Annotated in this window: 17 protein-coding genes; 13 read left to right on the top strand and 4 right to left on the bottom strand. The window is 60.4% G+C overall.

The window, feature by feature from the left end; genetic code table 11:
• Positions 1-52: 52 nt before the first annotated feature.
• The 3 genes from clpB (at position 53) to ACFOTD_RS09365 (ending at position 4,691) form a co-directional block, all read left to right on the top strand.
• The gene (clpB, locus tag ACFOTD_RS09355) at positions 53-2,725 is read left to right on the top strand and encodes an ATP-dependent chaperone ClpB (RefSeq protein WP_378117954.1); all 2,673 of its coding nucleotides are present in this window, start codon (positions 53-55) and stop codon (positions 2,723-2,725) included.
• Between the two features lie 567 nt (positions 2,726-3,292).
• Positions 3,293-3,856: an RNA polymerase sigma factor gene (locus tag ACFOTD_RS09360; RefSeq protein ID WP_378117956.1), complete on the top strand. Its 564-nt coding sequence runs from the start codon at positions 3,293-3,295 to the stop codon at positions 3,854-3,856.
• Positions 3,834-4,691 carry a hypothetical protein gene (locus ACFOTD_RS09365; RefSeq protein WP_378117958.1) on the top strand — a complete coding sequence of 286 codons (858 nt, stop codon included), beginning with the start codon at positions 3,834-3,836 and terminating at the stop codon, positions 4,689-4,691. Before ACFOTD_RS09360 ends, ACFOTD_RS09365 begins: the two co-directional genes overlap by 23 nt.
• A gap of 24 nt (positions 4,692-4,715) precedes the next feature.
• Here ACFOTD_RS09365 and ACFOTD_RS09370 read toward each other — a convergent pair whose 3' ends face one another.
• Both ACFOTD_RS09370 and ACFOTD_RS09375 read right to left on the bottom strand, forming a co-directional pair.
• Positions 4,716-5,699, bottom strand: coding sequence for an SDR family oxidoreductase (locus ACFOTD_RS09370; RefSeq protein WP_378117960.1), 984 nt, complete (start codon positions 5,697-5,699; stop codon positions 4,716-4,718).
• 205 nt (positions 5,700-5,904) lie between these two features.
• A complete protein-coding gene (locus ACFOTD_RS09375) occupies positions 5,905-6,273 on the bottom strand; it encodes a GNAT family N-acetyltransferase (RefSeq protein WP_378118019.1) in 369 nt (122 codons plus the stop codon).
• Between the two features lie 276 nt (positions 6,274-6,549).
• Between ACFOTD_RS09375 and ACFOTD_RS09380 the strand changes: the two genes are divergently transcribed.
• On the top strand, positions 6,550-6,723 hold the full coding sequence (locus ACFOTD_RS09380; protein WP_378117962.1) for a hypothetical protein: 174 nt from the start codon (positions 6,550-6,552) through the stop codon (positions 6,721-6,723).
• Between the two features lie 109 nt (positions 6,724-6,832).
• Here ACFOTD_RS09380 and ACFOTD_RS09385 read toward each other — a convergent pair whose 3' ends face one another.
• Both ACFOTD_RS09385 and ACFOTD_RS09390 read right to left on the bottom strand, forming a co-directional pair.
• On the bottom strand, positions 6,833-9,910 hold the full coding sequence (locus tag ACFOTD_RS09385; RefSeq protein WP_378117964.1) for a DEAD/DEAH box helicase: 3,078 nt from the start codon (positions 9,908-9,910) through the stop codon (positions 6,833-6,835).
• The gene (locus ACFOTD_RS09390) at positions 9,907-11,517 is read right to left on the bottom strand and encodes an SWIM zinc finger family protein (RefSeq protein WP_378117966.1); all 1,611 of its coding nucleotides are present in this window, start codon (positions 11,515-11,517) and stop codon (positions 9,907-9,909) included. The genes ACFOTD_RS09385 and ACFOTD_RS09390 overlap by 4 nt, the downstream gene beginning before the upstream one ends.
• Positions 11,518-11,798: 281 nt before the next feature.
• On the opposite strand from ACFOTD_RS09390, the gene ACFOTD_RS09395 reads away from it, so the two are divergent.
• The 9 genes from ACFOTD_RS09395 (at position 11,799) to ACFOTD_RS09435 (ending at position 23,000) form a co-directional block, all read left to right on the top strand.
• Complete coding sequence (locus ACFOTD_RS09395) at positions 11,799-12,887, top strand: hypothetical protein (protein ID WP_378117967.1); 1,089 nt, start codon at positions 11,799-11,801, stop codon at positions 12,885-12,887.
• A gap of 656 nt (positions 12,888-13,543) precedes the next feature.
• Positions 13,544-15,250 carry a right-handed parallel beta-helix repeat-containing protein gene (locus tag ACFOTD_RS09400; protein WP_378117969.1) on the top strand — a complete coding sequence of 569 codons (1,707 nt, stop codon included), beginning with the start codon at positions 13,544-13,546 and terminating at the stop codon, positions 15,248-15,250.
• Between the two features lie 212 nt (positions 15,251-15,462).
• Positions 15,463-16,665, top strand: a complete 1,203-nt coding sequence (locus ACFOTD_RS09405) for a right-handed parallel beta-helix repeat-containing protein (protein ID WP_378117971.1) — start codon at positions 15,463-15,465, stop codon at positions 16,663-16,665.
• 294 nt (positions 16,666-16,959) lie between these two features.
• Positions 16,960-17,736, top strand: a complete 777-nt coding sequence (locus ACFOTD_RS09410; protein WP_378117973.1) for a YveK family protein — start codon at positions 16,960-16,962, stop codon at positions 17,734-17,736.
• A 38-nt stretch (positions 17,737-17,774) separates the two neighbouring features.
• Positions 17,775-18,965 carry a glycosyltransferase gene (locus tag ACFOTD_RS09415; RefSeq protein ID WP_378117975.1) on the top strand — a complete coding sequence of 397 codons (1,191 nt, stop codon included), beginning with the start codon at positions 17,775-17,777 and terminating at the stop codon, positions 18,963-18,965.
• Positions 18,966-19,018: 53 nt separating this feature from the next.
• Positions 19,019-19,711: a CpsD/CapB family tyrosine-protein kinase gene (locus ACFOTD_RS09420; RefSeq protein ID WP_378117977.1), complete on the top strand. Its 693-nt coding sequence runs from the start codon at positions 19,019-19,021 to the stop codon at positions 19,709-19,711.
• Between the two features lie 3 nt (positions 19,712-19,714).
• A complete protein-coding gene (locus ACFOTD_RS09425; protein WP_378117979.1) occupies positions 19,715-20,431 on the top strand; it encodes a sugar transferase in 717 nt (238 codons plus the stop codon).
• Between the two features lie 46 nt (positions 20,432-20,477).
• Positions 20,478-21,635, top strand: a complete 1,158-nt coding sequence (locus ACFOTD_RS09430) for a glycosyltransferase family 4 protein (RefSeq protein WP_378117981.1) — start codon at positions 20,478-20,480, stop codon at positions 21,633-21,635.
• A 15-nt stretch (positions 21,636-21,650) separates the two neighbouring features.
• Positions 21,651-23,000 (top strand): UDP-glucose dehydrogenase family protein, encoded by a 1,350-nt coding sequence (locus tag ACFOTD_RS09435; RefSeq protein ID WP_378117983.1) that lies wholly within the window; start codon positions 21,651-21,653, stop codon positions 22,998-23,000.
• The last annotated feature ends 15 nt before the right edge of the window (positions 23,001-23,015 follow it).

Here is a 23,015-nt window from a genome sequence, read left to right on the forward strand (position 1 = left end):
TGAATACGCTGCAAGCGGGACACCATTTTAACCGATAAGGGGAGACACGCTTATGGACTTCAACAAATATACGCAAAAACTGCAGGAAGCCGTCGCAGGCGCGCAATCGCTGGCCGGCGCGAGCGGACATCCGGAGATCGATTCGCTGCACTTGCTCGCCGCGCTGCTGAAGCAGCAGGACGGGCTGCTGCCGAGATTGCTACAGCGGGCCGACATTCAGCCGGCCGAGATGGATCGGCAAGCGATGGGACGGTTGATGAAGCGCCCGCGCGTAGGCGGTTCGGATTCGGTCAAGCGGTACGCGTCGCCCGCGCTCGTGTCCGTGCTGGAGCAGGCGGAGCGAGAAGCCGCGGCGATGACGGACGAGTACGTTGCGGTTGAGCATGCGGTACTCGCGATGGCATCTGCGCCAAGGGACGGCAACCGCGACGTGCGCGAGTTGTTCGACGGCTTCGGATTAACGCGGGATCGGCTGCTCTCGGTTCTCAAGGAGATTCGCGGCCATCAGCGCGTGACGAGCCGGGAACCCGAAGCTACGTACGAGGTGTTGGAAAAGTACGGGCGCGACCTCGTCGCCGAGGTACGGGCAGGCAAGGTCGATCCGGTCATCGGCCGGGACGGAGAGATCCGCCGAGTCATCCGCATTCTTTCCCGCAAGACGAAGAACAACCCGGTGTTGATCGGCGAACCGGGCGTCGGCAAGACTGCGATCGTCGAAGGCTTGGCCCAGCGGATCGTACGTAAGGACGTTCCTGAGGGGCTAAAGGACAAGACTGTATTTTCGCTGGACATGAGCGCGCTCGTCGCCGGGGCGAAGTACCGCGGTGAATTCGAGGAACGGCTGCAAGCCGTGCTGAAGGAAGTGAAGGAGAGCGACGGCCGGATCATCCTGTTCATCGACGAGCTGCATACGATCGTCGGCGCGGGCAAGACCGAGGGCGCGATGGACGCGGGTAACATGCTGAAGCCGATGCTGGCGCGCGGGGAGCTGCACTGCATCGGCGCGACCACGCTCGACGAGTACCGGACGTATATCGAAAAGGATCCCGCGCTCGAACGCAGATTTCAGCAGGTGCTCGTCAGCGAGCCGAACGTCGAGGATACGATCTCCATTTTGCGCGGCTTAAAAGAACGCTTCGAGCTCCATCACGGGGTTAAAATTCACGATAGCGCCCTTGTAGCGGCAGGTACGCTCTCCAACCGGTATATCGCGGACCGCTTCCTGCCTGACAAGGCGATCGACCTGGTCGACGAAGCCTGCGCGATGATCCGCACGGAGATCGACTCGATGCCCGGCGAGATGGACGAGGTCATGCGCCGTATGATGCAGATGGAGATTGAAGAAGCCGCGCTCAAAAAGGAGTCCGACGACGCGAGCAAGCGCCGGCTGGAGTCGCTTCAGCGGGAGCTGGCGGACCTCAAGGAGAAGCATCTGGGCATGATGGCGCGTTGGGAAAAGGAAAAAGCCGCGATCCAGGGCGTGCGCGATCTGCAAAAGCGGCTTGAGCAAGCGCGCAAGGACTTGGCGGATGCGCAGGAGGAATACGACCTGAACCGCTCGGCGGAGCTGAGCTACGGCATTATCCCCGATCTGGAGCGCCAGCTCAAGGCGGCGGAGGAGGCGGCCGAGCAAGAAGGAGAGACGCGCCTGCTGCGTGAGTCCGTGACCGAGGAAGAAATTGCCGACATCGTTTCGCGCTGGACGGGAATCCCGGTCAAGCGTCTGGTCGAGGGCGAGCGCGACAAGCTGCTGCGGCTGGAAGAAACGCTGCACGAACGCGTCGTAGGCCAGGAAGAGGCTGTTGGTCTCGTTTCCGACGCCGTACTGCGGGCGCGTGCCGGCATTCAGGATCCGAACCGGCCGATCGGCTCCTTCCTGTTCCTGGGGCCGACGGGCGTCGGCAAGACGGAGCTGGCCAAGGCGCTCGCGGCGACGCTGTTCGACCGCGAAGACGGCATGATCCGGATCGACATGTCCGAGTATATGGAAAAGCACAGCGTGTCCCGTCTTGTCGGCGCGCCTCCCGGATACGTGGGATACGAAGAGGGCGGACAGCTCACCGAGGCCGTACGCAGGCAGCCGTACACCGTCGTGCTGCTCGACGAGGTCGAGAAGGCGCATCCGGACGTCTTTAACGTCCTGCTGCAGCTGCTCGACGACGGCCGGCTCACCGATTCGCAAGGACGCGTCGTCGATTTTAAGAACACGATCGTCATCATGACGTCGAACATCGGCTCTCCGCACCTGCTGCAGGGCGTGGACGACAACGGCGACATCGCGCCGGCCGTGCGCGACCGCGTCATGAAGGAGCTGACCGGACACTTTCGGCCGGAGTTCCTGAACCGCGTCGACGACATCGTCCTGTTCAAGCCGCTGTCGCTTGGCGAGATTGAATCGATCGTGCGCAAGCTGGCGCGCGGCCTGGCCGAACGCCTGTCCGAGCGCGGCGTCGCCTTGCGGCTGACGGACGAAGCCGTCCGGTTTATCGCAAAGGAGGGTTTCGATCCCGTGTACGGCGCGCGTCCGCTGAAGCGGTTCATCCAGCGTCATCTCGAGACGCGGGTAGCGAGAGCGCTGATCGCGGGCTCGGCGCCAGAGGGTTCGCTCATGACGGTCGAAGCATCGGGCGGAAGCTTGTCGGTAGAGATCCGACCGGCTGGCGAAGCCGAACCGGAAGCGGGCGAACCCGCCTCGGAGCAGCCGCAGACCGCGCAGACCGTGTGACCATGCTTAAGGTTCAGCCATCCTCTATCCGGGTTCTTACCGGGACGGGGGATGGCTTTTTGGCGCGGAAGGCTCCGTTTTGCCGTTTGAACGATATCCCCTTGGATCAGGAGCGGGCCGGGTTATCCGCTTAGCAGGGTTTGAACGGTATCCCTCTCGCTCAGGAAAGGCGTCGGTCCAAGCTCGTAGTCACATTTTAACGGTATCCCCTTGGATCAGGAGAGGCGGGCGGAAGCGACAATCGGCGCGCCACTATTTTGAACAATATCCCTTTCGTTCAGGTGGAGATGAACTCGTTCCCTCGGTCTGATCTTTGCGAGGTTTCGTTACTGGCTACCTGATTGAAGGGGATACCGTTAAAATGAGCGGAAGTGCGGCATGTCCCTGACCGAAGGGGATATCGTTCAAATAGGCAGAAGCACGAAAAGTTCCTGACCGAAGGGGATATCGTTCAAATAGGCAGAAGCACGAGATGTACCTGACTGAAGGGGATATCGTTAAAATACGAAATTTACGGAACAAACGCGGCAGCTGCGTTGTCTTTATGGCATAGGGGAGGCGAGGCGCTTGGCGGACATCGAGGATAACGACCTCAAATATCGCGTCGCACTGGATGCGGATGAGATGGCCGATTTGATCGCCAAGTATTGGCATGACGTGTGGCAGTACGCGTTGTTTCTGACGAGGCGGGAGCACTTGGCGGAGGATATAGCGCAGGATACGTTCGTGCGGGCGATGCGGGCGATCGATGCTTATCGGGGAGACGGGCCGGTTAAAAATTGGCTGTTCCGGATCGCGCGCAATACGGCGTTTAATTACCGGAAGTCGGCTTTTTGGCGAAAAGTGACGCTCGTCGGTTTGATTCCTGACGCCAATGGCGCCGCTTCGGCGGAGAACGAATATTGGCGGAATGAATTGGCGAACGAGGTGTGGGCAGCGGTATGGGACTTGCCGGGAAAGTATCGCGAGCCGATCGTTCTGTTCGCTCACTATGAATGGTCTTACAGCGAGATCGCCGGGTTGCTCGGTATCGCAGAGGGTACGGTGAAGTCCAGGCTCTACAGGGGCAGAGCGATGCTAGCCGAACGGATGAAAGGAGAAGAGAACGATGGGCAGCCGGATCACGGATGAGAATTTGAGGCGGGACTCGCTGTTCGACCGGCTCAGGGAGACGCCGATAACCGAGCGGCGGAGGGTTGGCGAGCGCAGGTTGGCCGACATACTGGCGAACGCGGGCCAACGCGAAGTTGCTGCCAAGCATTTGAGGCGCAGATGGGCGATCGGGGTCGTCGCGGCGCTTGCGGTTATGATACTGGCTGCGGGAATCGGTTATTTTTACGAAGCGCCTGGCGGTTTCGCGGATCGGCGGCTGTCGAAGGCGATGGGATTGAACGGCAGCACGCTGCACATTCCGATCGGGCGGACGCCGGAGGAAGCGGTGGAGAAGTTCCGGCGCTTCGATACGATGCGGGTCGTTCACCGCGAAGCCGTAGACGGGGGCGTGCTGCTGTTCATCAAACGGAATATACAGCCGAACGGTACGGAGCTGCAGGTTGAATTCGTGCGCCGCACGTGGCTGGGTTGGAAATGGGGCATGGGTGGAGGTTACGGCATCGGCTATGGCGAACCTGGGGAGGCAGGCGTTCGTTCGCTGCTGAATTATATGACCATGCCTAGCAAGTATCCAGGCGTGCCCGGTCCTTATCCGCTGGTGGTCGGGGAGTTGACCGATGCGTCCGTCGCTGGCGTCATCCTGAAAACCAGTGGCGAGAAACCGGGCAAATACGCGGCGGATATCGTCGAATACGAACCGGGCAAGAGATTTTGGTTCGTCCTGCTGCCCGAATTTGCAGAGCTGCCTTATACGGTTCAGGCGCTGGACGATCAAGGAAATATCGCAGCGGAAAAGACGCTCAAAGACCCCGTCAACGATACGGGAGATCTCCGAACGAGCGTCGGCCGGTAAGTCGGCGCGGAAGCGGAATTGGGTTCAGCTGTTCGTCGATTGGCCGCCGTCGACGTGAAGAACCTGCGCGGTGACGTAACGCGAGTCGTCCGACGCCAGATAGACGTATGTCGGAGCGAGCTCGAACGGCTGCCCGGGACGTCCCAGCATCGTCTCCGTGCCGAAGACGGCGACTTGATCCGGCGAAAAGCTGCTCGGGATAAGCGGCGTCCAGATCGGACCGGGGGCTACGGCATTGACGCGAATGCCCTTGGGCGCCAGGTTGCGCGCCAGCGCGCGCGTCCAGCCGACGATCGCGCCCTTGGTGGCGGTGTAGTCGAGAAGCGTTTTTTCGCCGACGTAAGCAACGACCGAGGCCGTGCCGATGATCGACGCGCCGGGCTTCAGGTAAGGAAGCGCCGCGCGGGTCGTATGAAAGTGCGAGAAGAAGTTGACCTTAAACGTGTTCTCGAACTGCTCGTCGGTAATGTCCTCGAGCTCGTTCTGCTGAAACTGGATGCCGACGTTGTTGACGAGAACGTCCAGGCGGCCGAACGCTTTGACGGTGTCGTGGACGATCGACTCGCTCACGGCTTTGTCGCGCACATCGCCCGGCAGCAGCAGGCAGGTGCGGCCGTACGCTTCGATGCAAGCCTTGGTGCGCTCCGCGTCTTCGTGCTCGTCAAGATAAGAGATGGCCATGTCGGCCCCTTCCTTGGCAAAAGCGATGGCCGCCGCCGCGCCGATGCCGCTGTCGCCGCCGGTGATCAGCGCGGCTTTGCCTTCGAGCTTGCCGCTTCCTTTATAATGCGGATTGTCGACGATGGGTTTCGGCACCATCAGGTTCTCGATGCCGGGCTGACGGTATTGACGCTGCTCGGGCACGCTGATCGCAATGTCCTCGTACCGCGTAATCGTGCCGTAGCTGGGATAGAGGGGATAAGGATCTTCAATCTTCGCCTCTTCGAATTTGAGCTGCATGCTTCTTATTTGCTCCAGCTCGTTCTCGCCATCGCGCTTGTCGGTCATGTCGGCCTCCCGTGAATCGGCGACCCGCACGCCTGACTTGGGATAGAGCGGGTCTTCCTCGGTATCGTTATTTCTCACCGTATGCCAAAGCGGCTAGACGGGTGCCTAGCCGCTTCGTTGCGGGTCGATGGGGAGCGCTCTGCAGGAGACTTCGGGCATGCGCTGTATGTCGTTCCATGAGGACATCGTTAAGACGAGAACGCGGTCAAAGCGTTTTTGAAAATGAAAAGCCCGGCTTGCTGTAGCCCATTCTCGTCTCGTAAAACCGGTGGGCATCCACGCGCGGAAATCCCGACTCCAAAGCCACCGTTTTGCATCCGTTATCCTTTGCGTACTGGTGAACGTACTCAAGCAGGGTCTCGCCATGGCCCTTGGAGCGCTCGGAGGCTTTAGTGACAAGGTCGTATACGAATACATGCTTGCCAAAATAGAAGTTCGTCAGCATGATGATGCCGGCCAACGCCACGATCCGGTCTTCAGCGTACAGCGCGAGCATTTTGTAGCCTTCGGCATGCATCTCGCGCAAAAGGGCCAGATAAGCATCCTGGTCCAATTGCGTCCGCAGTTCGTTCATGACCGGATATGCTTCGATCCATTGATCTTCGTAGACCAATTCTTTAATCACGTTGTTCAGTGCCCCTTGTCCGCGAGCTGGCCGCTCGTTAATTGTGCGGCAGTTGCCGCTTTGTTCTTAAGTCTATCATCGACCGCCGCATTTACGCTAACGATGGTCCGCAACGCCCAGAGCGAGATGCGCCGGCAGGCGATTCTATTTCTATAGGGACCTGCTCTCCCGGATCAAATCCGGCATAGGCTATGACGGCGAACAGTCCGATGGAGGATGATCGATATGAAGGTGCCATACTCGTTCAGCAAAAAGGCGAACGCGCTGCTGATCAATGAATCAAACGGCATGGTGCGGGTCGCTTACGGGGACTTTTTTACGCTGAATCTGCCGCTGATCGGACCGCGACCGCCGTATTATGCGCATCCGCGCTACGAAGGCCATTATCCGCTGATCTGACCTCGCTCGCGGGAATGCGGGGAATAGCAGGCTGGCGACGGGCCGCGATGCTCGGGAGGTCGTTATAAACGCATGCAAAAAACGCCTCTCGGTCGGAGGCGTTTTTGCGTTAGCCGTTCATGCCGCGCCGCAGCGTGATCAGATCGCGCAGGTCGTCGGTCGACAGCTCGGTGATCCAGCCCTCGGAGGAGGAGATGACGTTGTCGCTGAGCTGCTGCTTGCTCTCCAGCATCTCGTCGATACGTTCCTCGAGGGTGCCGAGCGAGATAAACTTGTGCACCTGCACGTCCTTGGTCTGCCCCATCCGGTAAGCGCGGTCGGTCGCCTGGTTCTCCACGGCGGGATTCCACCAGCGGTCGAAGTGGAACACGTGGTTGGCCGCGGTCAGGTTGAGGCCGACGCCTCCCGCTTTGAGGGAGAGGATGAATACGTTAGGCTGCTCGTCCTGCGGCAGCGTCTGCGACTGGAACCGCTCGATCATCCGGTCGCGCGCCGTCTTGGACGTGCTGCCGTTCAGGTACAGCACGGGCTCGCCCAGCTCTTGCGACAGCACGAGGCGGAGCATCTCTCCCATGCCGACGTATTGGGTGAAAATAAGGCAGCGGTCGCCCTCTTCCCGAAGCTCCTTGACCATGGCGAGCAGCCGTTCTAGCTTGGCCGAACCGGAGACCAGTTCTGCCAGCTCCGCCTCGGACGGCGCCGATGCCTCACCCGCCGGCTTGGACTTGATTGGCGGCTTGGCCGGGGGCGCGGGCTCCGCCCCGCTTGCGAGCCCCTTTTTGTCCTCCGAAGCTGCGGACGCCGTCGCCTGCTCCTTTTTCAGCAGCGCCGGATGGTCGCATACCTGCTTGAGGCGGGTCAGCGCCGCGAGGATCGCGCCCTTGCGCTCGATGCCCTCGAGCGTCTTCATCCGCTCCAGCAGCTCGTTAACGGTCTGCTCGTAAAGCGCGCTCTGCTCGGGTGTCAACGGGACGTACGTTTTCATTTCGTTTTTGTCCGGCAGGTCGAGCTGGATGTTCGGATCCTTCTTCTTGCGGCGCAGCATAAACGGTCCGACGAGGCGCTTGAGCTCGGCCGTCCTCCGTTCGTCGCGGTTGCGCTCGATGGGCGTCGCGAACCGCTCCTGGAAGGCGCGCTGCGTCCCGAGGTAGCCCGGCGCGATGAAGTCGTAGATCGACCACAGCTCGGCCAACCGATTCTCGATCGGCGTGCCGGTGAGCGCGATGCGCTGTCCTGCGGACAAGCTGCGCACGGCGACGGACTGCTTGGTCTGCGCGTTTTTGATATTTTGCGCCTCGTCGAGGCAGATCGCCGCCCATACGTAGGTCTGCAGCAGCTCCTGATCGAGCGACGCCGTGGCGAACGAGGTGAGCAGGACATCCGAGGTCGCCGCTTGAGCGGCAAAGGCCTCTTCATCCGTAATCCGGCCGCTGCCGTAATGCAGGCTGACCGAAAGGCTCGGCGCGAAGCGCGCGATTTCCTTTTGCCAGTTGCCCAGCACCGAGGTGGGGCAGACGATCAGCGCCGCGCGCCGCCGCTCCGGCGGCGTATCGTGACGCAGCTGCAGCAGATAAGCGATCAGCTGGACCGTCTTGCCGAGGCCCATATCGTCCGCGAGCACCGCGCCAAGGCCAAAGCGCCGAAGCGAGGTGAGCCAGCCGAAACCTTCCCGCTGGTACGTCCGAAGCGTCGCCTGCAGATCGGCGGGCGGCTCAGGCAGGGGCCACTCCGAGGGGCGTCCGAGCTGCGCGAAGAAAGAGGCGAGATGCTCGTTCAGCTCGACCTCCAGCCGCACGCGCGCGGCGGAAGCCTCCGCCGATTCCTCGGTCTCGGCGCCGTCCGCGTCGTCGTCCTCGCCCTCGCCGAGCAGATGGAGCTGCAGCACGTCCTGGAACGAAAGGCCGGCCGTCTTGTCCATGCCCGTCATCATGCGCCGGATCTGCGTCAGCAGCGCCGGATCGAGCGCGATCCATCGGCCGCGATGGCGGACGAGTCGCTGATTGCGCGCGACGAGCGCGGCGAACTCTTCCTCGCTGAGCTCAATGTCCCCGATGGCGACGCGCCAATCGAAGTCGATGATCGCGTCCAGCCCGAACAGCGAGCTGCCCTTGCCGCCGGACTCGGGCGCGATCTTGGCGCGCAGCCGCGGCTTCTTGCGGGTCGCCGCCTCCCACCAGGCGGGCAGCAGCACCCGCCAGCCGGCCTCGAGCAGACGATTGCTGTCTGCCGAGAGAAAACGCCAGGCCGCTTCGTCGTCGAGCGGCGCGGCCAGCACGTCCTTGGGCCCGCCGGCGAGACGCTCGGGCGGCAGCGCCGCGCGCAGCCGCTCCAGCCAGCCGGGGGCACGCTCGCCGGCCTCTTCGTTCCAGGCGGCAGGCCAGCGCCCGGAAACCGAGCCGTCCGCGCCAAGCTTCGCGGGATGCACGATCGTCTCGTCGCGCTTGCTCTGCAGCGCGAGCTGCAGCCGCCAATCTTCCGGCGCGTTGCCCGCCGCATAGGGCTCGAGCAGCCGCAGGATCGGCCGGAACGGCGCCATGTCCTGCCGCCAGCCGATCGCCTCGAGCCAGCCGCGCGCGTCCATGCCGGCCGCGGAAGCGGCGCTTTTGTCGAACAGCCGCGGATACTCCCGCCGCAGCTCGGAATAATCCTCGTCCGTGCCGTAGTGTCGCTCCCGTACGGCAGCCGAAAAGGCGGCTCGCAGGCCTTCCGCAAATTCGTCGTCCACGGCTTCGCCAACTGCAGCTTCGCCGTCAGCGGAAGGCAGCTCGCCTTCCCAACTCCACTGCAGCAGGCCTCGGCGATAGGCGTCCAGATGGGGAATAAACCGGCGCTCGTCGACCCATGCTGCAAGAGCCGGGGCCAATGCGGCGAGCCGCCGGCCGTCTCCGGCCAACTCCCACTCCACGTGCTTGAGCAGCCGGGGCTTCGCGAAGAAGGCCAGCACATGCTCGGAGGGGAGAATGACGATCTCCGCCTTGCCCAGGGCCGGATCGTCGGCCGTGGGCATCATCACTTGCCTCACGTCCAGGTTCGTTCCGTAAAACGAGGCCTCGTGCCAGGCAAACAGCCTGTGCTTGAGCAGCATGCCCGGCACGTAGCCGTACCCGTCGAGAACGCCGTATATCAATGCGTCTCCATGCTCGCTCAGCCGCACGTCGACGCTGATCGTATCCCGGTGCGCGCTCATGACAGCTTTCCTTTCCGCAGCTCTTCCTGCAGTGCGCGCAGCCTGCTGTGGCGCAGCTCGAACAGCTCGTAAAATTCGATCCAGCGCTCCTCGCGCTTCATTTTCTTGTACAGCTTGGCCAGCCGCTTGAGCAGCTTGACCGCCGACTTGTAGCTGGCTCTGTTTTTCATCGCCACATGACGTTCGACCGCCTGATGGTAAAAGGGGAGCAGCGCATGCGGCGCTTCCTTCTCCAGAGGCGCAAGCTCGGTGACGCGGTAGTCGAGCGGCTCGCGGCCGAACGACAGCTGAATGTCGATCCACTCTTCGTACCTTCCGGCGCCGAGCAGCCGTTCCTCGTAGATCGTCTGGGAGGACGGCAGCATCGCCTCGAGCGTCTCCCACATCCGGGGCTCCGCCTCGGGAAGCTTGGCGACGACGGCATCCCACAGCTCCGCGTACGTCTCGAGCTCCCGCAGGCGGCGGCCGCTCATCAAGGGGCCCAGCTCGGTCAGCCATCGGAGCAGACGGTGCCATTCTTCCTTCCGGGCGAGCTCGCCGAGCATTTCCGTAAGCAGGGCGACCTGGACGGAGCCCAGGCGGCTCGCTTGACCGTGAAGCAAGGCCAGCGCACGGTCGTCGTCGGCCAGGCCGAACCGCATCCGCAGCACGGCCGCGTTCCAGGCGCTGCCGCTCTGGGCGGGCAAGCCGTTCTCGGCCTCTTCGAGCTTGCGGAGCTCCTCTGCGTACAGGGCGTCGCCGCCATACGGGGGCGCGAGCCAAGTTTCCCATAGACGGCCGTAATGCTTAAGGTCATAGTCCTGCGTCGGGCCGGGCGCCAGCATCGCCGCCCTGAGGAGGTCTGCCGTCTCGAGCAAGCGATCTCTCGCGAGCGGCTCGTCCTCTTCGGGCAGCGGGCGATCCAGGCAGCCCATCGCGGCTTCGTGAAGATCCGTCACGGCCAGATGCGTGAAGTAGCCCAGGTACGAATTGGGACCGAGCGCCGGGTTGCTCTGGGTCTCGGCCGCATGGCGCATGAGAAACAGCAGCGCGTTCAGCTCGAACAGCCGCTCGGCGACGGGCGGAAGCGCCGGTTTTATTTTATAAAAGAGGCCGAGCGCTTGCTTGACGTACTGCGTGTTGCGCACTTGACCGGCGATGGGGGCAAGGCATCGGCCGAACAGGTCCAGCCACTGCGGGACGCTCATGCCGGGAATCTGCGCGGCGTCCCGGGCAAGCCGCTCGACGTCGGCCTTCTGCTGCGAGGCAGGAAGGGGGCTCGGACGCGACAAATTTGTCTTGGCGTTGGCGAGGGCGTGGACGGGATAACCGTGATATCCGGCCCACTCCATGAGTACCGCGGCCATATGCTTGCAAGCGCGGCCGACGGGGCAGCTGCACTCGCTGTCGGCGAAGTCTTCGACATCGACCTGCGTCCGATATTTTTTGGTACCTTCGACCACGGCGATCAACAGCTGCATCTCTTCGGGATCTTTGAGCTCGATGCGCCCTTGTTTGTAGTATTGATAGCCGCGCTTAAGCGTCAGGTCGTCAAATTCAGCGGCGACGCTGTGCAGCAGATTTTCCCACCACTGATCGTCTTCCAATGGATCGTCCTCTATAAACATAGCATGACCTCGCTTTGCAATCCGGTTTGCTCTGAGTTCTTATTATAACATCTTTCGTACACATGTTCGCTAAACGCTGATCTTTGGCGCAGGAAGTGCGTCTCCTTATGCGTGGCGGGTTCGTGATGGACAGATACAGATCCGTGCGCCTCGTTTTTGCATGCTTCGACGTTTGCCGCCCAGTTTTCCGATGCAATATCTGCCAGGCGGGTAATACATACGTAACGGCAATCCGGCTTGATACGGCCAGACCGATTGCCGGTCGGAAGGAAGATATCCGTATGCTTCGCAATACCGCCGTCGCTCCGTTGTACCCCTGGGCAGGCAAGCCGTCCGTCTACGACATGATCGTTCTTCGAACGGGTCAAGACGGCAAGCTGAAATCCCAGGCGCTGCCCGACGACGATGAATACGTGGACAAGCCCGAACGCAAGGAGGCGCTGCGTCAACAAGGCCTGGAGGGAATCGGGTCGATCGGCGTCTTCGAGGATGAAGGCTCCGCCAAGGAACTAACCAGCTTGCTCCTCCGGCTCAGCCGCGACCGCAACGTACGCAACCGAAGGACCGCCTATCTCGCGCTAATGCGCGAAGAATCGCTGGATACGATCAGCCCGGCGCTGCAGGCATTACATAAGCTGCCGGGATTGAATGCCGGCAATCTTTACGAAGAGGCATTGTGGATGGCGCGGCATGGCGTGCATCGCAACGTCGTGAAGTTCGGGCTTGCCTTGTTGAGCCAATACGGAAGCGATCGGCACAGGGAGCTGACGTTCACGCTTGGCAAGCACGAAGAGTTCACGCTGTACGCGGCTTCTGCGCTCATGAGCATGGAGAATCCCAGCAAATCGCTCTTCGAGCTGGCGCGGTGCGTGGACGGCTGGGGCCGAATTTACTTGGTCGAGCGTCTCGACCCGGAGACGCAGGAGATTCGGGACTGGCTGCTTCGCGACGGCTTCCGCAACCGGATCGGCGACGGCGTGCTCGCTTATACTTGCGCGCTCAAAGGAGACTTGGAGGAGGCGCTCAGCTCGGATACGATCGACCCGGCGCTACTCGAGGGAGCGGGCGGGATCCTGTCTGCGCTGATCGCCGGCGGTCCGGCCGAAGACATCGACGACTACGAGCAGGCGATGCCCGTCATCGGCGAATATTTGCGTCATGCGCAGCGCATGTGCGCGGTCGCCGCGCATACGAAGCCGATTCTGGCCATCGAGGGCTTCCTCCGACAGGACGAGCGCACTTGGGAAAGAAGGTACCGGAACGGCTGGATGCCCGAAGCGCGCGAGGCATACCTGGCGCTGTGCCGCTCGATCGGTTCGGTGGAGCCTTCAGCCGGGGGCGCGGAGGATGAAAGAAGGTTTCGTACATAATTAGGTAGAAACAGTTGCGGAATGCGCGCCAACGCCTGCCGTAGAGCAGGCGATTGCCCCAATCGCGCGTCAACGCCTTCTATATAGAAGGCGATTGGGCCAATCGTACGAAAATAACGCCAACGCCTTCTATTAAGAAGGCGATTCGCTGTTCGCGTGCGGGGCTTCATACCATTCCGCAAAAAAATACAGAATGCGCCCGCCTCTGCAGACGAGCGACATTCTGTTTTTTTTGCCCCAACTCCAATTATTAACTTTTTATCATACAATAGATTCAATATGTACTTTAATTTGGATTTCGTGGTATATTGATGTACGTTGGATTAAACGAATGTTTAAAATTCCGTTGAATCACTTGTCCATCGCCTGCTTATCACCTACCCGCAACTCCTCCATTTTCCCCGTTGATCGGTACACTGAGATTCGTGTTTCTTCTATTAAAAATAGATTATAATTTCTTTGCTTTTAATTCTTAAAAAGCATGCTAAAATAGGTCGCAGGAAACAAATGGCATGTCCGAATCGGCTGCCAATGTATTCATGCAAACCCATGTTGATCCGATATATCAAATATAGCTGCCTGACCATATACAGTTCTAGCTATTACTCCGTCTTTACCACATGTCAATCATATTCAAACATACGGAGGTTATTTATTTGAAAAAAATCGGTTTGACGGCAATGGCGCTCGCTCTGGGTCTTGGCCTTACGAATTCGTTGGTATCCGTAAGGGACGCGCAAGCCGTCAGCGTTAGCAGTTTATATGCAGCTCCGCAAGATTTCTCGGTCGCGCAGGGACGGAACCAATGGTTCTATCAGAAAAGCGCGGGCTCGGTATATAGCAATCTCGCATACAACGCGGACGGCACCCGCTGGCAAGCGGCAGCGGACACCGGTTATCCCTGGGTGAACAAGGACGGGATGCATCCGAGCAAGGATTTCGACGCCGTACGCAAATGGGTATCGCCCGGCAAGGGGACGATCACGATCGGAGGCACCGTCAAAAAAGGCGACGGCAAAGGCGACGGCATCCTGGCAACGATCAAGAAGGATAAGACTACGCTATGGAGCGCCGTCGTCAATACGACGGACGGCAAGACGCCCGATCTGAAGCCGGTTGCGGTGGAGAAGGGCACGGCGATTTATTTTGAAGTCAACAGCAGGGCCTCGATGAACAACGATCATACGCTGTGGGATCCGGCGGTAACCTTCACGGCAGCCATAACGCAGCCTTCGTCGACGCCGACGCCAACGGTAAAAGCCGCGGCGGCGAACGCGTTGGCCAAGCCAACCGCGAAGCCAACCGCGAAGCCGGCAACTACGACTACGGCAGCTTCGGCAGACGCCTACGCGCTGTCCGTAACGAGCTGCGGAGCCGTGGCGAACGATGGCAAGGACGATTACGGCGCATTCGCGGCCTGCCTGGACAAGGCGAAGGTGCAGGGCAAATACGTCTCCGTGCCTGCCGGCGAATATCACCTGAGCAAGATTCTGACGCTGAACGGGGTCAAGCTGATCGGCGCGGGCATGACAAAGACGACGCTGGTCTCGACGGACCCGCAGAACGGCTCGATCGATCTGAAGGGCAATAATGCCAAGCTGAGCGGCATCAAGCATATCTATCAGACAACGGTCGCGCGGGGCGACGGCTCCAACGAGAAGAACAGTATCACCGTACGCGGCGCGACGAACTTCACGATCGACGGCGTCTACGTGTATAAGTCGAGCACGGCGGGCATTCTCGTTCAGGGCGCAGCCAAGGGCGGCACCATCACGAACAGCACCGTCGATTCGACCGGCGCGGACGGTATTCATATTACGGACGGCAGCAGCGACATCCTGATTGAGAAAAATACGGTCAAAGCGACGGGGGACGATACGATCGCAGTCGTCAGCTACGCGCAGGACGGCCCTGCGGTGCATGACGTCACGATTCGCGGCAACGACGTCGGATACCTCTCCAAGGCGCGCGGCATCGCGGTCGTCGGCGGTACGGACGTGCTGATCGAAGGCAACTCGGTAAAGGATACGCAGATGGCGGGCATTTATATCGCCGTCGAAGCGAACTACAATACGGTTAACGTCGACCGGATCGCGGTGAAAAACAATACGGTCGATCATGCCGGCATCCATGAGCCGGAAAATCATCCGAACATTCTGATTTACGCCTCGCAGGGCGTCATCGACAATGTGACGTTCACGGGCAACACGATTAAGAACGCGGCTCACCGCGGAATCGGCGTATGGGGCGACGGACAGATCAAGGATATCTACTTTACGAAAAATACGTTGATCAATACGGTAGGAGCGAATACGACGTTTAAGGCGGGCACCATTCATCTGAGCAACAATACGGGATTTTAAGAGCGCTGATAGGCTGATGAATAAAACGACGCCAATCCGGATATCCGGGTTGGTTTTTTTATTATTTTTGCTACTGTTTTCGCATGATTTTGCTTCTGTTTTCGCGTCATCTTAACGATTTTTAATGTGCGAGATTGTTTTACCCAGGTGCATAAGGGGTGAAACTCTGGTAAGTCCGATAAATCTATACAAAGAGCCAACTGGAGGTCGGGATGGAGAGAATCCGGAAAAAACGCTATGCGCTAGGATCTGGAATCGCGTTGCTGGCAGTATTGGCCGTTGTCTTGTTGTGGCCGCGCGGCGGCGAGAAGGGAGCGGAGCCGGACGACACCCCTGCGCCCTCCTCTTCGCAAGAGGCTTCGCCCTCCGCGGAACCGTCCGAGGAGACGCGTTGGACGATCGAGGACGGCGCGCTGCTCTGCCTGGCGGGCGCGGACGATAGCGACGACGATCTGGAGACGCTCGAGGCTTGCACGCAAAAAGCCAAGGAGGACGGACTTCAACTTCGCTTGTCCGCAGGGGAGTACCGCATCGACGACCTGTGGGTCATCGATGGCGTCCAAGTGCAGGGAGCGGGCGCCGACAAGACGGTTATCGTATCGACCGATCCGAAGCGCGGCTCGATCGACCTCGAAGGCAGCGGTCCGTCGCTCAGCGACTTGAGCCACGTCTACGAGAAGACGGTCAAGCGGGGCAACGGCGAGAATGCGAAGAACAGCATTACCGTCAGGAATGCGAACGGCTTCCGCATCGAAAACGTACATGTAGACAAAGCGAGCACGGCGGGCATTCTCGTGCAGGAGTCTTCCGAGGACGGCGTCATCGCGAACAACCTGATCGAGAATACGGGAGCCGACGGCATTCACATTACGGACGGAAGCTCCCGCATCCGAATCGAGAACAACAAAGTATCCGGTACCGGTGACGACGCCATTGCGGTCGTCAGCTACCTGAAGGACCGGTCGGTAACGAATGACGTGACGATCGTGGGCAACGACGTCGGCTACGACTCGAAGGCGAGAGGCATCTCCGTCGTCGGCGGCGAGGATGTCGCGATCGAGGGGAATAAGATCCAGCGCACGGAAATGGCCGGCATCTATATCTCCGTCGAGAAGGAATGGGAGACGGCCGACACGAAAAACGTCACAGTGGAAAAAAATACGATCGAGCACACGGGCATGCGCAAGGACAGCGATCACCCGAACATTTTGGTCTACGCGTCGCAGGGCAAGCTGGACGATATCACCTTCGATGCGAATACGATTAAAAACGCCGTGAACGACGGCATCGGGGTGTGGGGAGACGGGGATCTGGGCAACATTTATTTCTCGAACAACGTCCTCAGCGACTCTAGCAAAGCGCCTACCAATTTCAAGGGCGGCAATATCCATCTGGACGGAAATACTGGATTTTAATAATTCTCATTGACAAAGCGCGCCGATGCGATAAGGGCGCGCTTTTTCGCGTTTTCGAAAAATGAGAAAACCCACTTGAAACCGTTACCAATATATGCATGTTTGTTTCAGATACGGAGTCATAGGTTTAAGTTGGGGTCAAGAATGAGAGAGACGGATGAACAGGCGAAAGGGGAGACCCGCACCTACATAACATCACCTTCCTCCCAGGGTCCCGGTTCGTCGGGATCGTCCGAATCTCCCAATCCGGCAAAGCGCAGGAAATCATACAAAACGAAGCGGAGGCTATCTAGAATGGAGCTGCAGCATTACCTCAAGGTCGTCAAGAGATACTGGTGGATCCCTGCCTTGCTGATCGTCGTCATCTGCACGGCCGCCTACGTTTACACCAACAAGTACGTGAAGCCCGTCTATCAGGCGTCGACGGACCTGATCGTCAACAAGACAGAATCGACGGTCGCGGGACAGCAGATCGTCGACCAGAACTCTATCAATACGAACCTCATGCTGATCAACACCTACAAGCAGATCATCAAGTCTCCTTCGGTCATGAAGACCGTCGCGGACGAGCATCCGGAGCTGGGCATGACGGCATCCCAGATCAGCGAAAAAGTCGCGGTCAACACGATGAAGGATGCCCAGATCATCACGCTGGTCGCAAAGGCCGACAGCTACGGCACGGCCGTTCAGATCGTCAGCGGCGTATCGAACGCCTTCCGCGGCAGTGTCACCGAGCTCATGAAGCTTAACAACATCACGGTGCTTACCGAGCCGGATCCGCTGGCTTCGCCTGGCCCGATCAATAGCAGCCACACGGTCCTGTATATATTCAGCTTCCTGCTCGCGGCTTTGCTTGGTCTTGGCATCGCGTTCCTGGTCGACTACCTCGACGATAAGATCCGGACCGAAGACGACCTCGAGAGCGAGCTCGGCATCACCATGCTCGCGACCATCGGAAAGATTAAGCAAAAGGATCTGGCGCAAGGCAAGATCCGCACAGAGATTCCATTCGCCAGAGAGACTGCCGTACGCGGCAAGAAGGAACTCAGACCCGCCGAAGAGCAGCGCTGAATTGCCGAGGCGACCGAAGGAGGCGGGACCCGCCGGTCATGACTTTACGAAATATTCTGATCTATCGCGATTGTCTGTTGGCGCCCTCTGAGACGTTTATCCGCTCTCAAGCGGAGGGCATGCGCATCTACCGTCCCCACTATGCGGGCTCCAATCGAAATCCGGGCCTCGCGCTCGACCCCGAGCGCGTCACCGTGCTGAACGAAGGCGGCGCGGGCGGCAGATTGCGGGAGCTGCTGTTCAAGTCCACGGGCCTCGGCTTCCCGATCGAGCGCAAGTTCAGGAGCATGGATTTCCGTTTGCTCCACGCGCACTTCGGCCCCGACGCCGCCCTGGCCGCGCCCATTGCAAGGCGCCTGCACATCCCGCTCGTCGTCACGTTTCACGGCTACGATGCGACGGTCAAGGACGAATACGCCCGCAAGTCCTACTACACGCACCGCAATTATATTCGCAAGCGAGAGCAGCTCCAGCGGTCCGGCGCCTTGTTCATCGCCGTATCGGACTTCATCCGCGGCAAGCTGATCGAGCAGGGATATCCTGCCGACAAGGTCGTGCGTCACTATATCGGCGTCGATACGGCGCTGTTCAAGCCGGAGCCCGAGCAAGCGTCGCCGAGGGAAAACGTCGTGCTGTTCGTCGGCCGCCTGGTCGAGGTCAAGGGCGCGGCTTATCTCATCGAGGCGATGAGCAAGGTGCAGCGGCAAGACCCGGATGCCGAGCTGGTGCTGATCGGCGACGGTCCGCTCCGGCCGGAGCTTGAAGAAATGGCGTCCCGGATGCTTACGAAATACCGGTTTTTGGGCACGCAGCCGCCGGATGTCGTGAAGCGCTGGATGAATCGCGCCAAGGTGTTCTCCGTGCCGAGCGTGCCGACGGAGACGGGGGCGGAGGAGGCGTTCGGCATCTCCTTCCTGGAGGCGGCCTCGATGCGGCTGCCCGTCGCGAGCTTCCGTACGGGCGGCATCCCGGAGGCGGTGAGCGACGGCGAGACCGGACTGCTCGCCGAGCCGCGCGACTGCAAAGGACTCGCCGCCTGCATCTCCCGGCTGCTGAGCGACGAAGCGCTATGGCGGCGATTGAGCGCCAGGAGCAGAGAACGGGCTCGCGAATCGTTCGACTTGACGGAGCAGACCAAAAAGCTGGAACAAATCTATCATTCCGTATTGGCAGGCGATACGAGCCAGGCGACGGGCTACCGACTGAGGCCGAGCCGCATCGACGCGTGAACGGCGCGACACAGATCGTCGCAATCATATTCGAGAGATAGGCAGGGATACAGATGACGAGAGAAAACAGCAAGCAACGCCAGATTGCCAAAGCGGGCCCGGGTTCCTCGGTGTCCGAGTCCTACAAAAAGCTGCGCACCAATATCCGGTTCTCCTCGATGGGTCAAGCGGTCAAGCTGATCCTCGTCGCGTCCGCGGTATCCGGCGAAGGACGCACGACGACCGCGATCAATCTGGCGATGAGCTATGCGCAAGAAAACAAAAACGTGCTGCTGCTCGACGCCGATCTTAGACGGCCGTCGGTGGGACAAGCCTTCTTCCGCACGACCCGGACGGGACTGAGCGACATCCTGATCCGGCGCGGCAAGCCGGAAGACGCGATCCAGCAGACCGACATCGCCGGACTGTTCGTGCTCCCGGCCGGCACGGTGCCGCCGAATCCATCGGAGCTGCTCGGCTCCGACGCGATGAGAAGCCTCCTTGAAGAGCTGAAGACGCAGTTCGACGTCATCGTCGTGGATTCGCCGCCGGCCTCGTCGTTCGCGGATGCGCAGATCGTCGGCGCCATGTCCGACGGCGTCGTCCTCGTCGCCCGCTCCGGCAAGGTGACCAAGGAAGCCGTCCGCCGCACCCGCCTGGGACTGGAACACGTCGGCGCCCACATTCTCGGCGCCGTCTTGAACAATACGAACCGCAGCCGCATCGAATCCAGCTACGCCAATTATTATGGATACGGAGGAGATTAAAAAATGAGTCTAGTCGGCAACGAGCTCGAGATCGCCAGCCGCGCCCCTACCACGACGTCCGCCAAGCCCATCGTCCAGCCTAACGTCAAGTCAAGCGGAACCAACTACCTGTTCGCAAGCGCCAAGCGTGTGATCGACCTGCTCGGATCGGGCATCGGACTGATTCTCCTTTCCCCGGTATTTGCCGTCATTGCGATTATCATCAAAATCCAGGATCCGAAGGGTCCGGTCTTCTTCAAGCAGCACCGGATCGGCAAGGGCGCGAGCATGTTCAACATTTACAAGTTCCGCTCCATGAACACCAACTCCGAGCAGCTGCTGCGCGAGGACAAGGAGCTGTACGCCAAATACGTCGCAAGCAACTACAAGCTTGAAGCGCACGAAGACCCGCGCATCACGCGCATCGGCCGTTTTCTTCGCAAGACCAGCCTTGACGAGCTGCCCCAGCTGTACAACGTGCTGAAGGGCGAGATGAGCCTCGTCGGACCGCGTCCGGTCGTCGCCCAGGAGCTCAAGGAATATCGCGACAAAAAGCGCGAATTCCTGTCGGTCAAGCCCGGCATCACCGGCTACTGGCAGGTCAGCGGCCGCAGCGACGTCGGTTATCCGGAGCGCGTCGACCTCGAACTTTACTACGTTTACAACAAATCGCTCGCGCTCGATACCAAGATTTTGTTCGCGACCGTACGCAGCGTGCTGCTCAAGAAGGGCGCCTATTAAATCCAAACCAGATGTCACCGGGTACGGACAGGAGGACAACAGCCAAATGAAGGTCGCGATCGTTCACGAATGGTTGACGACGTACGCGGGATCGGAGAAAGTGGTCGAACAAATGCTCGAGGTGTATCCCGAAGCGGACGTGTTCGCCATGGTCGATTTCCTGCCGGAGAAGGACCGGGGCTTCCTCAAAGACCGGAAGGTCCGAACCTCGTTTCTGCAAAACATGCCGTTCGCCAAAAAGAAGTACAGGCAATACCTGCCGCTCATGCCCCTCGCCATCGAACAGTTCGATCTGTCCTCCTACGATCTCATTTTATCGAGCTCCCACGCCGTCGCCAAAGGCGTCATCACGGGGCCGAACCAGCTCCACATTTCCTACGTGCATTCGCCCATCCGCTATGCCTGGGACATGCAGCATCAGTATCTCAAGGAATCGGGCCTGCATCGCGGCTTAAAGGGCGCCTTCGCCAAATGGATGCTGAGCCGCATGCGCATGTGGGATTACCGGACCGCCAACGGCGTGGATTATTTTATAGCCAACTCCGAATTCATCGCCAGCCGTATCTGGAAGGTATACCGCAGGGAGTCCAGCGTCATCTATCCGCCGGTCAACGTGAACGCCTTCTCGTACCGCGAGGACAAGGACGATTTCTACCTGACGGCTTCCCGCATGGTTCCCTACAAGAAGATGGACATGATCGCCGAAGCCTTCGCCGGCATGCCGGAAAAGAAGCTGGTCATCATCGGCGACGGACCCGACATGGAGAAGGTCAAGGCCCAGGCGGCCAAGGCGCCGAACATCCAGGTGCTGGGCTACCAGCCGGATGCCGTGCTGATCGACCATATGCAGCGGGCCAAGGCGTTCGTGTTCGCCGCCGAGGAGGACTTCGGCATCACGCCCGTCGAGGCGCAAGCTTGCGGCACGCCCGTCATCGCTTACGGCAGGGGCGGCTCGCTCGAGACCGTCCGCGGCCTCGGCGTCGCGCAGCCGACCGGCGTCTTCTTCGAAGAGCAGACGCCGGCGCAGGTGATAGCGGCCGTGAGCCGGTTCGAGAACGAGGCCGGCGCGATTCAGGCGGCCAACTGCCGCAAGAACGCGGTACGCTTCTCGCCGGATTCGTTCCGCAAGAAGCTGCAGCAGCACGTCGACAACAAATTGCATCAGAATACGCGCCAGGCGGGAAGCGTCCAGGCCGTTCTATAGGGGGAAAAGACAACTATGAAACTGACCTTCATCGGCACCGGGTACGTCGGGCTCGTATCCGGCGTCTGCTTCTCGGAGATCGGCAACGACGTCACATGCCTGGACAAGGATCTGGGCAAGATCGAGCGGCTCAATCGCGGCGAGGTGCCGATCTACGAGCCGGGCCTCCAGGAGCTGATCGCCAAAAACCGCGAGCTTGGACGCCTGCGCTTCACCGGCGACCTGACGCCGGCGGTCGAGGGCGCCGAGGCGATCTTCCTCTGCGTCGGCACGCCGCCCCTGCCGAACGGGGAAGCGAACCTGGCGTTCATCGAGCAGGCCGCGCAAGAGATCGCGCTCGCGATGAACGGCTACAAGATCATCGCGACCAAGAGCACGGTGCCGGTCGGCACGAACGACCGCATCCGGGACATCGTCTCGCGGCTCACGCCGCATCCGTTCGACGTCGTCTCGATTCCCGAGTTCCTGCGGGAAGGCTCGGCCATCGCGGACACGCTGCACCCGGACCGTATCATCATCGGCACGGACAGCCCCGAGGCGGCGGCGAAGATCGCCGAGCTGCACCGCCCGCTGACCGACCGGATCATGGTGACCGACGTGCGCAGCGCGGAGATGATCAAGTACGCGTCCAACGCCTTCCTCGCGACCAAGATCTCCTTTATCAACGAGATCGCCAATATCTGCGAGAAGGTCGGCGCGGACGTCACGGACGTGGCCAAGGGCATGGGTCACGACCGGCGGATCGGCCCGTCGTTCCTCCAGGCGGGAATCGGCTACGGCGGCTCCTGCTTCCCGAAGGATACGAACGCGCTCATCCAGATCGCGGGCAACGTCGACTACGAGTTCAAGCTGCTAAAGTCGGTCGTCGAGGTCAACCAGGGCCAGCGCTTCAACGTTATGACGAAGCTGCGGCACTCGCTCGGCGAGCTCGGCGGCAAGCGGATCGGCGTCTGGGGACTGGCGTTCAAGCCGGATACCGACGACGTACGCGAATCGCCTGCGCTGGACATCATCGGCGCGCTGCTGGCGGAGGGAGCGGAGGTGCAGGCCTACGACCCGGTGGCGACGGCCAACTTCAAGGCGATCTTCGGGCAGGCGGACGAGGTGGTCTGGAAGGAAGATCCGATCGAGGCGGCCCGGGACTGCGACGCGTTATGCCTCCTGACCGACTGGCCGGCGTTCAAAGCGTTGTCCCTGCCCGAGGTGCAAGGCGTCATGCGCCAGAACATCCTCATCGACGGACGCAACGTGTACTCGAGCGAGCAGGTGAACGAGGCGGACCTGCGTTACTACTCGGTCGGACGGCCGCATGTAGGCAGCCTGTCGCAGTTCGAGGCGGAGCCGGCCGCATTTTATGCCAGGTGAACGCGCCACGCCGGC

The sequence above is a fragment of the Cohnella sp. GCM10012308 genome, assembly GCF_042649185.1.
GTDB lineage: Bacteria > Bacillota > Bacilli > Paenibacillales > Paenibacillaceae > Cohnella.

Excerpts from the sequence above, each read along its gene's own strand:
- ACFOTD_RS09380 (WP_378117962.1), top strand. The coding sequence starts at position 6,550 with ATGAAGGTGCCATACTCGTTCAGCAAAAAGGCGAACGCGCTGCTGATC.
- ACFOTD_RS09375 (WP_378118019.1), bottom strand. The coding sequence starts at position 6,273 with ATGAACGAACTGCGGACGCAATTGGACCAGGATGCTTATCTGGCCCTT.
- ACFOTD_RS09430 (WP_378117981.1), top strand. The coding sequence starts at position 20,478 with ATGAAGGTCGCGATCGTTCACGAATGGTTGACGACGTACGCGGGATCG.
- ACFOTD_RS09395 (WP_378117967.1), top strand. The coding sequence starts at position 11,799 with ATGCTTCGCAATACCGCCGTCGCTCCGTTGTACCCCTGGGCAGGCAAG.
- ACFOTD_RS09390 (WP_378117966.1), bottom strand. The coding sequence starts at position 11,517 with ATGTTTATAGAGGACGATCCATTGGAAGACGATCAGTGGTGGGAAAAT.
- ACFOTD_RS09435 (WP_378117983.1), top strand. The coding sequence starts at position 21,651 with ATGAAACTGACCTTCATCGGCACCGGGTACGTCGGGCTCGTATCCGGC.
- ACFOTD_RS09410 (WP_378117973.1), top strand. The coding sequence starts at position 16,960 with ATGGAGCTGCAGCATTACCTCAAGGTCGTCAAGAGATACTGGTGGATC.
- ACFOTD_RS09415 (WP_378117975.1), top strand. The coding sequence starts at position 17,775 with ATGACTTTACGAAATATTCTGATCTATCGCGATTGTCTGTTGGCGCCC.
- ACFOTD_RS09425 (WP_378117979.1), top strand. The coding sequence starts at position 19,715 with ATGAGTCTAGTCGGCAACGAGCTCGAGATCGCCAGCCGCGCCCCTACC.
- ACFOTD_RS09420 (WP_378117977.1), top strand. The coding sequence starts at position 19,019 with ATGACGAGAGAAAACAGCAAGCAACGCCAGATTGCCAAAGCGGGCCCG.
- ACFOTD_RS09405 (WP_378117971.1), top strand. The coding sequence starts at position 15,463 with ATGGAGAGAATCCGGAAAAAACGCTATGCGCTAGGATCTGGAATCGCG.
- clpB (WP_378117954.1), top strand. The coding sequence starts at position 53 with ATGGACTTCAACAAATATACGCAAAAACTGCAGGAAGCCGTCGCAGGC.
- ACFOTD_RS09385 (WP_378117964.1), bottom strand. The coding sequence starts at position 9,910 with ATGAGCGCGCACCGGGATACGATCAGCGTCGACGTGCGGCTGAGCGAG.
- ACFOTD_RS09370 (WP_378117960.1), bottom strand. The coding sequence starts at position 5,699 with ATGACCGACAAGCGCGATGGCGAGAACGAGCTGGAGCAAATAAGAAGC.
- ACFOTD_RS09365 (WP_378117958.1), top strand. The coding sequence starts at position 3,834 with ATGGGCAGCCGGATCACGGATGAGAATTTGAGGCGGGACTCGCTGTTC.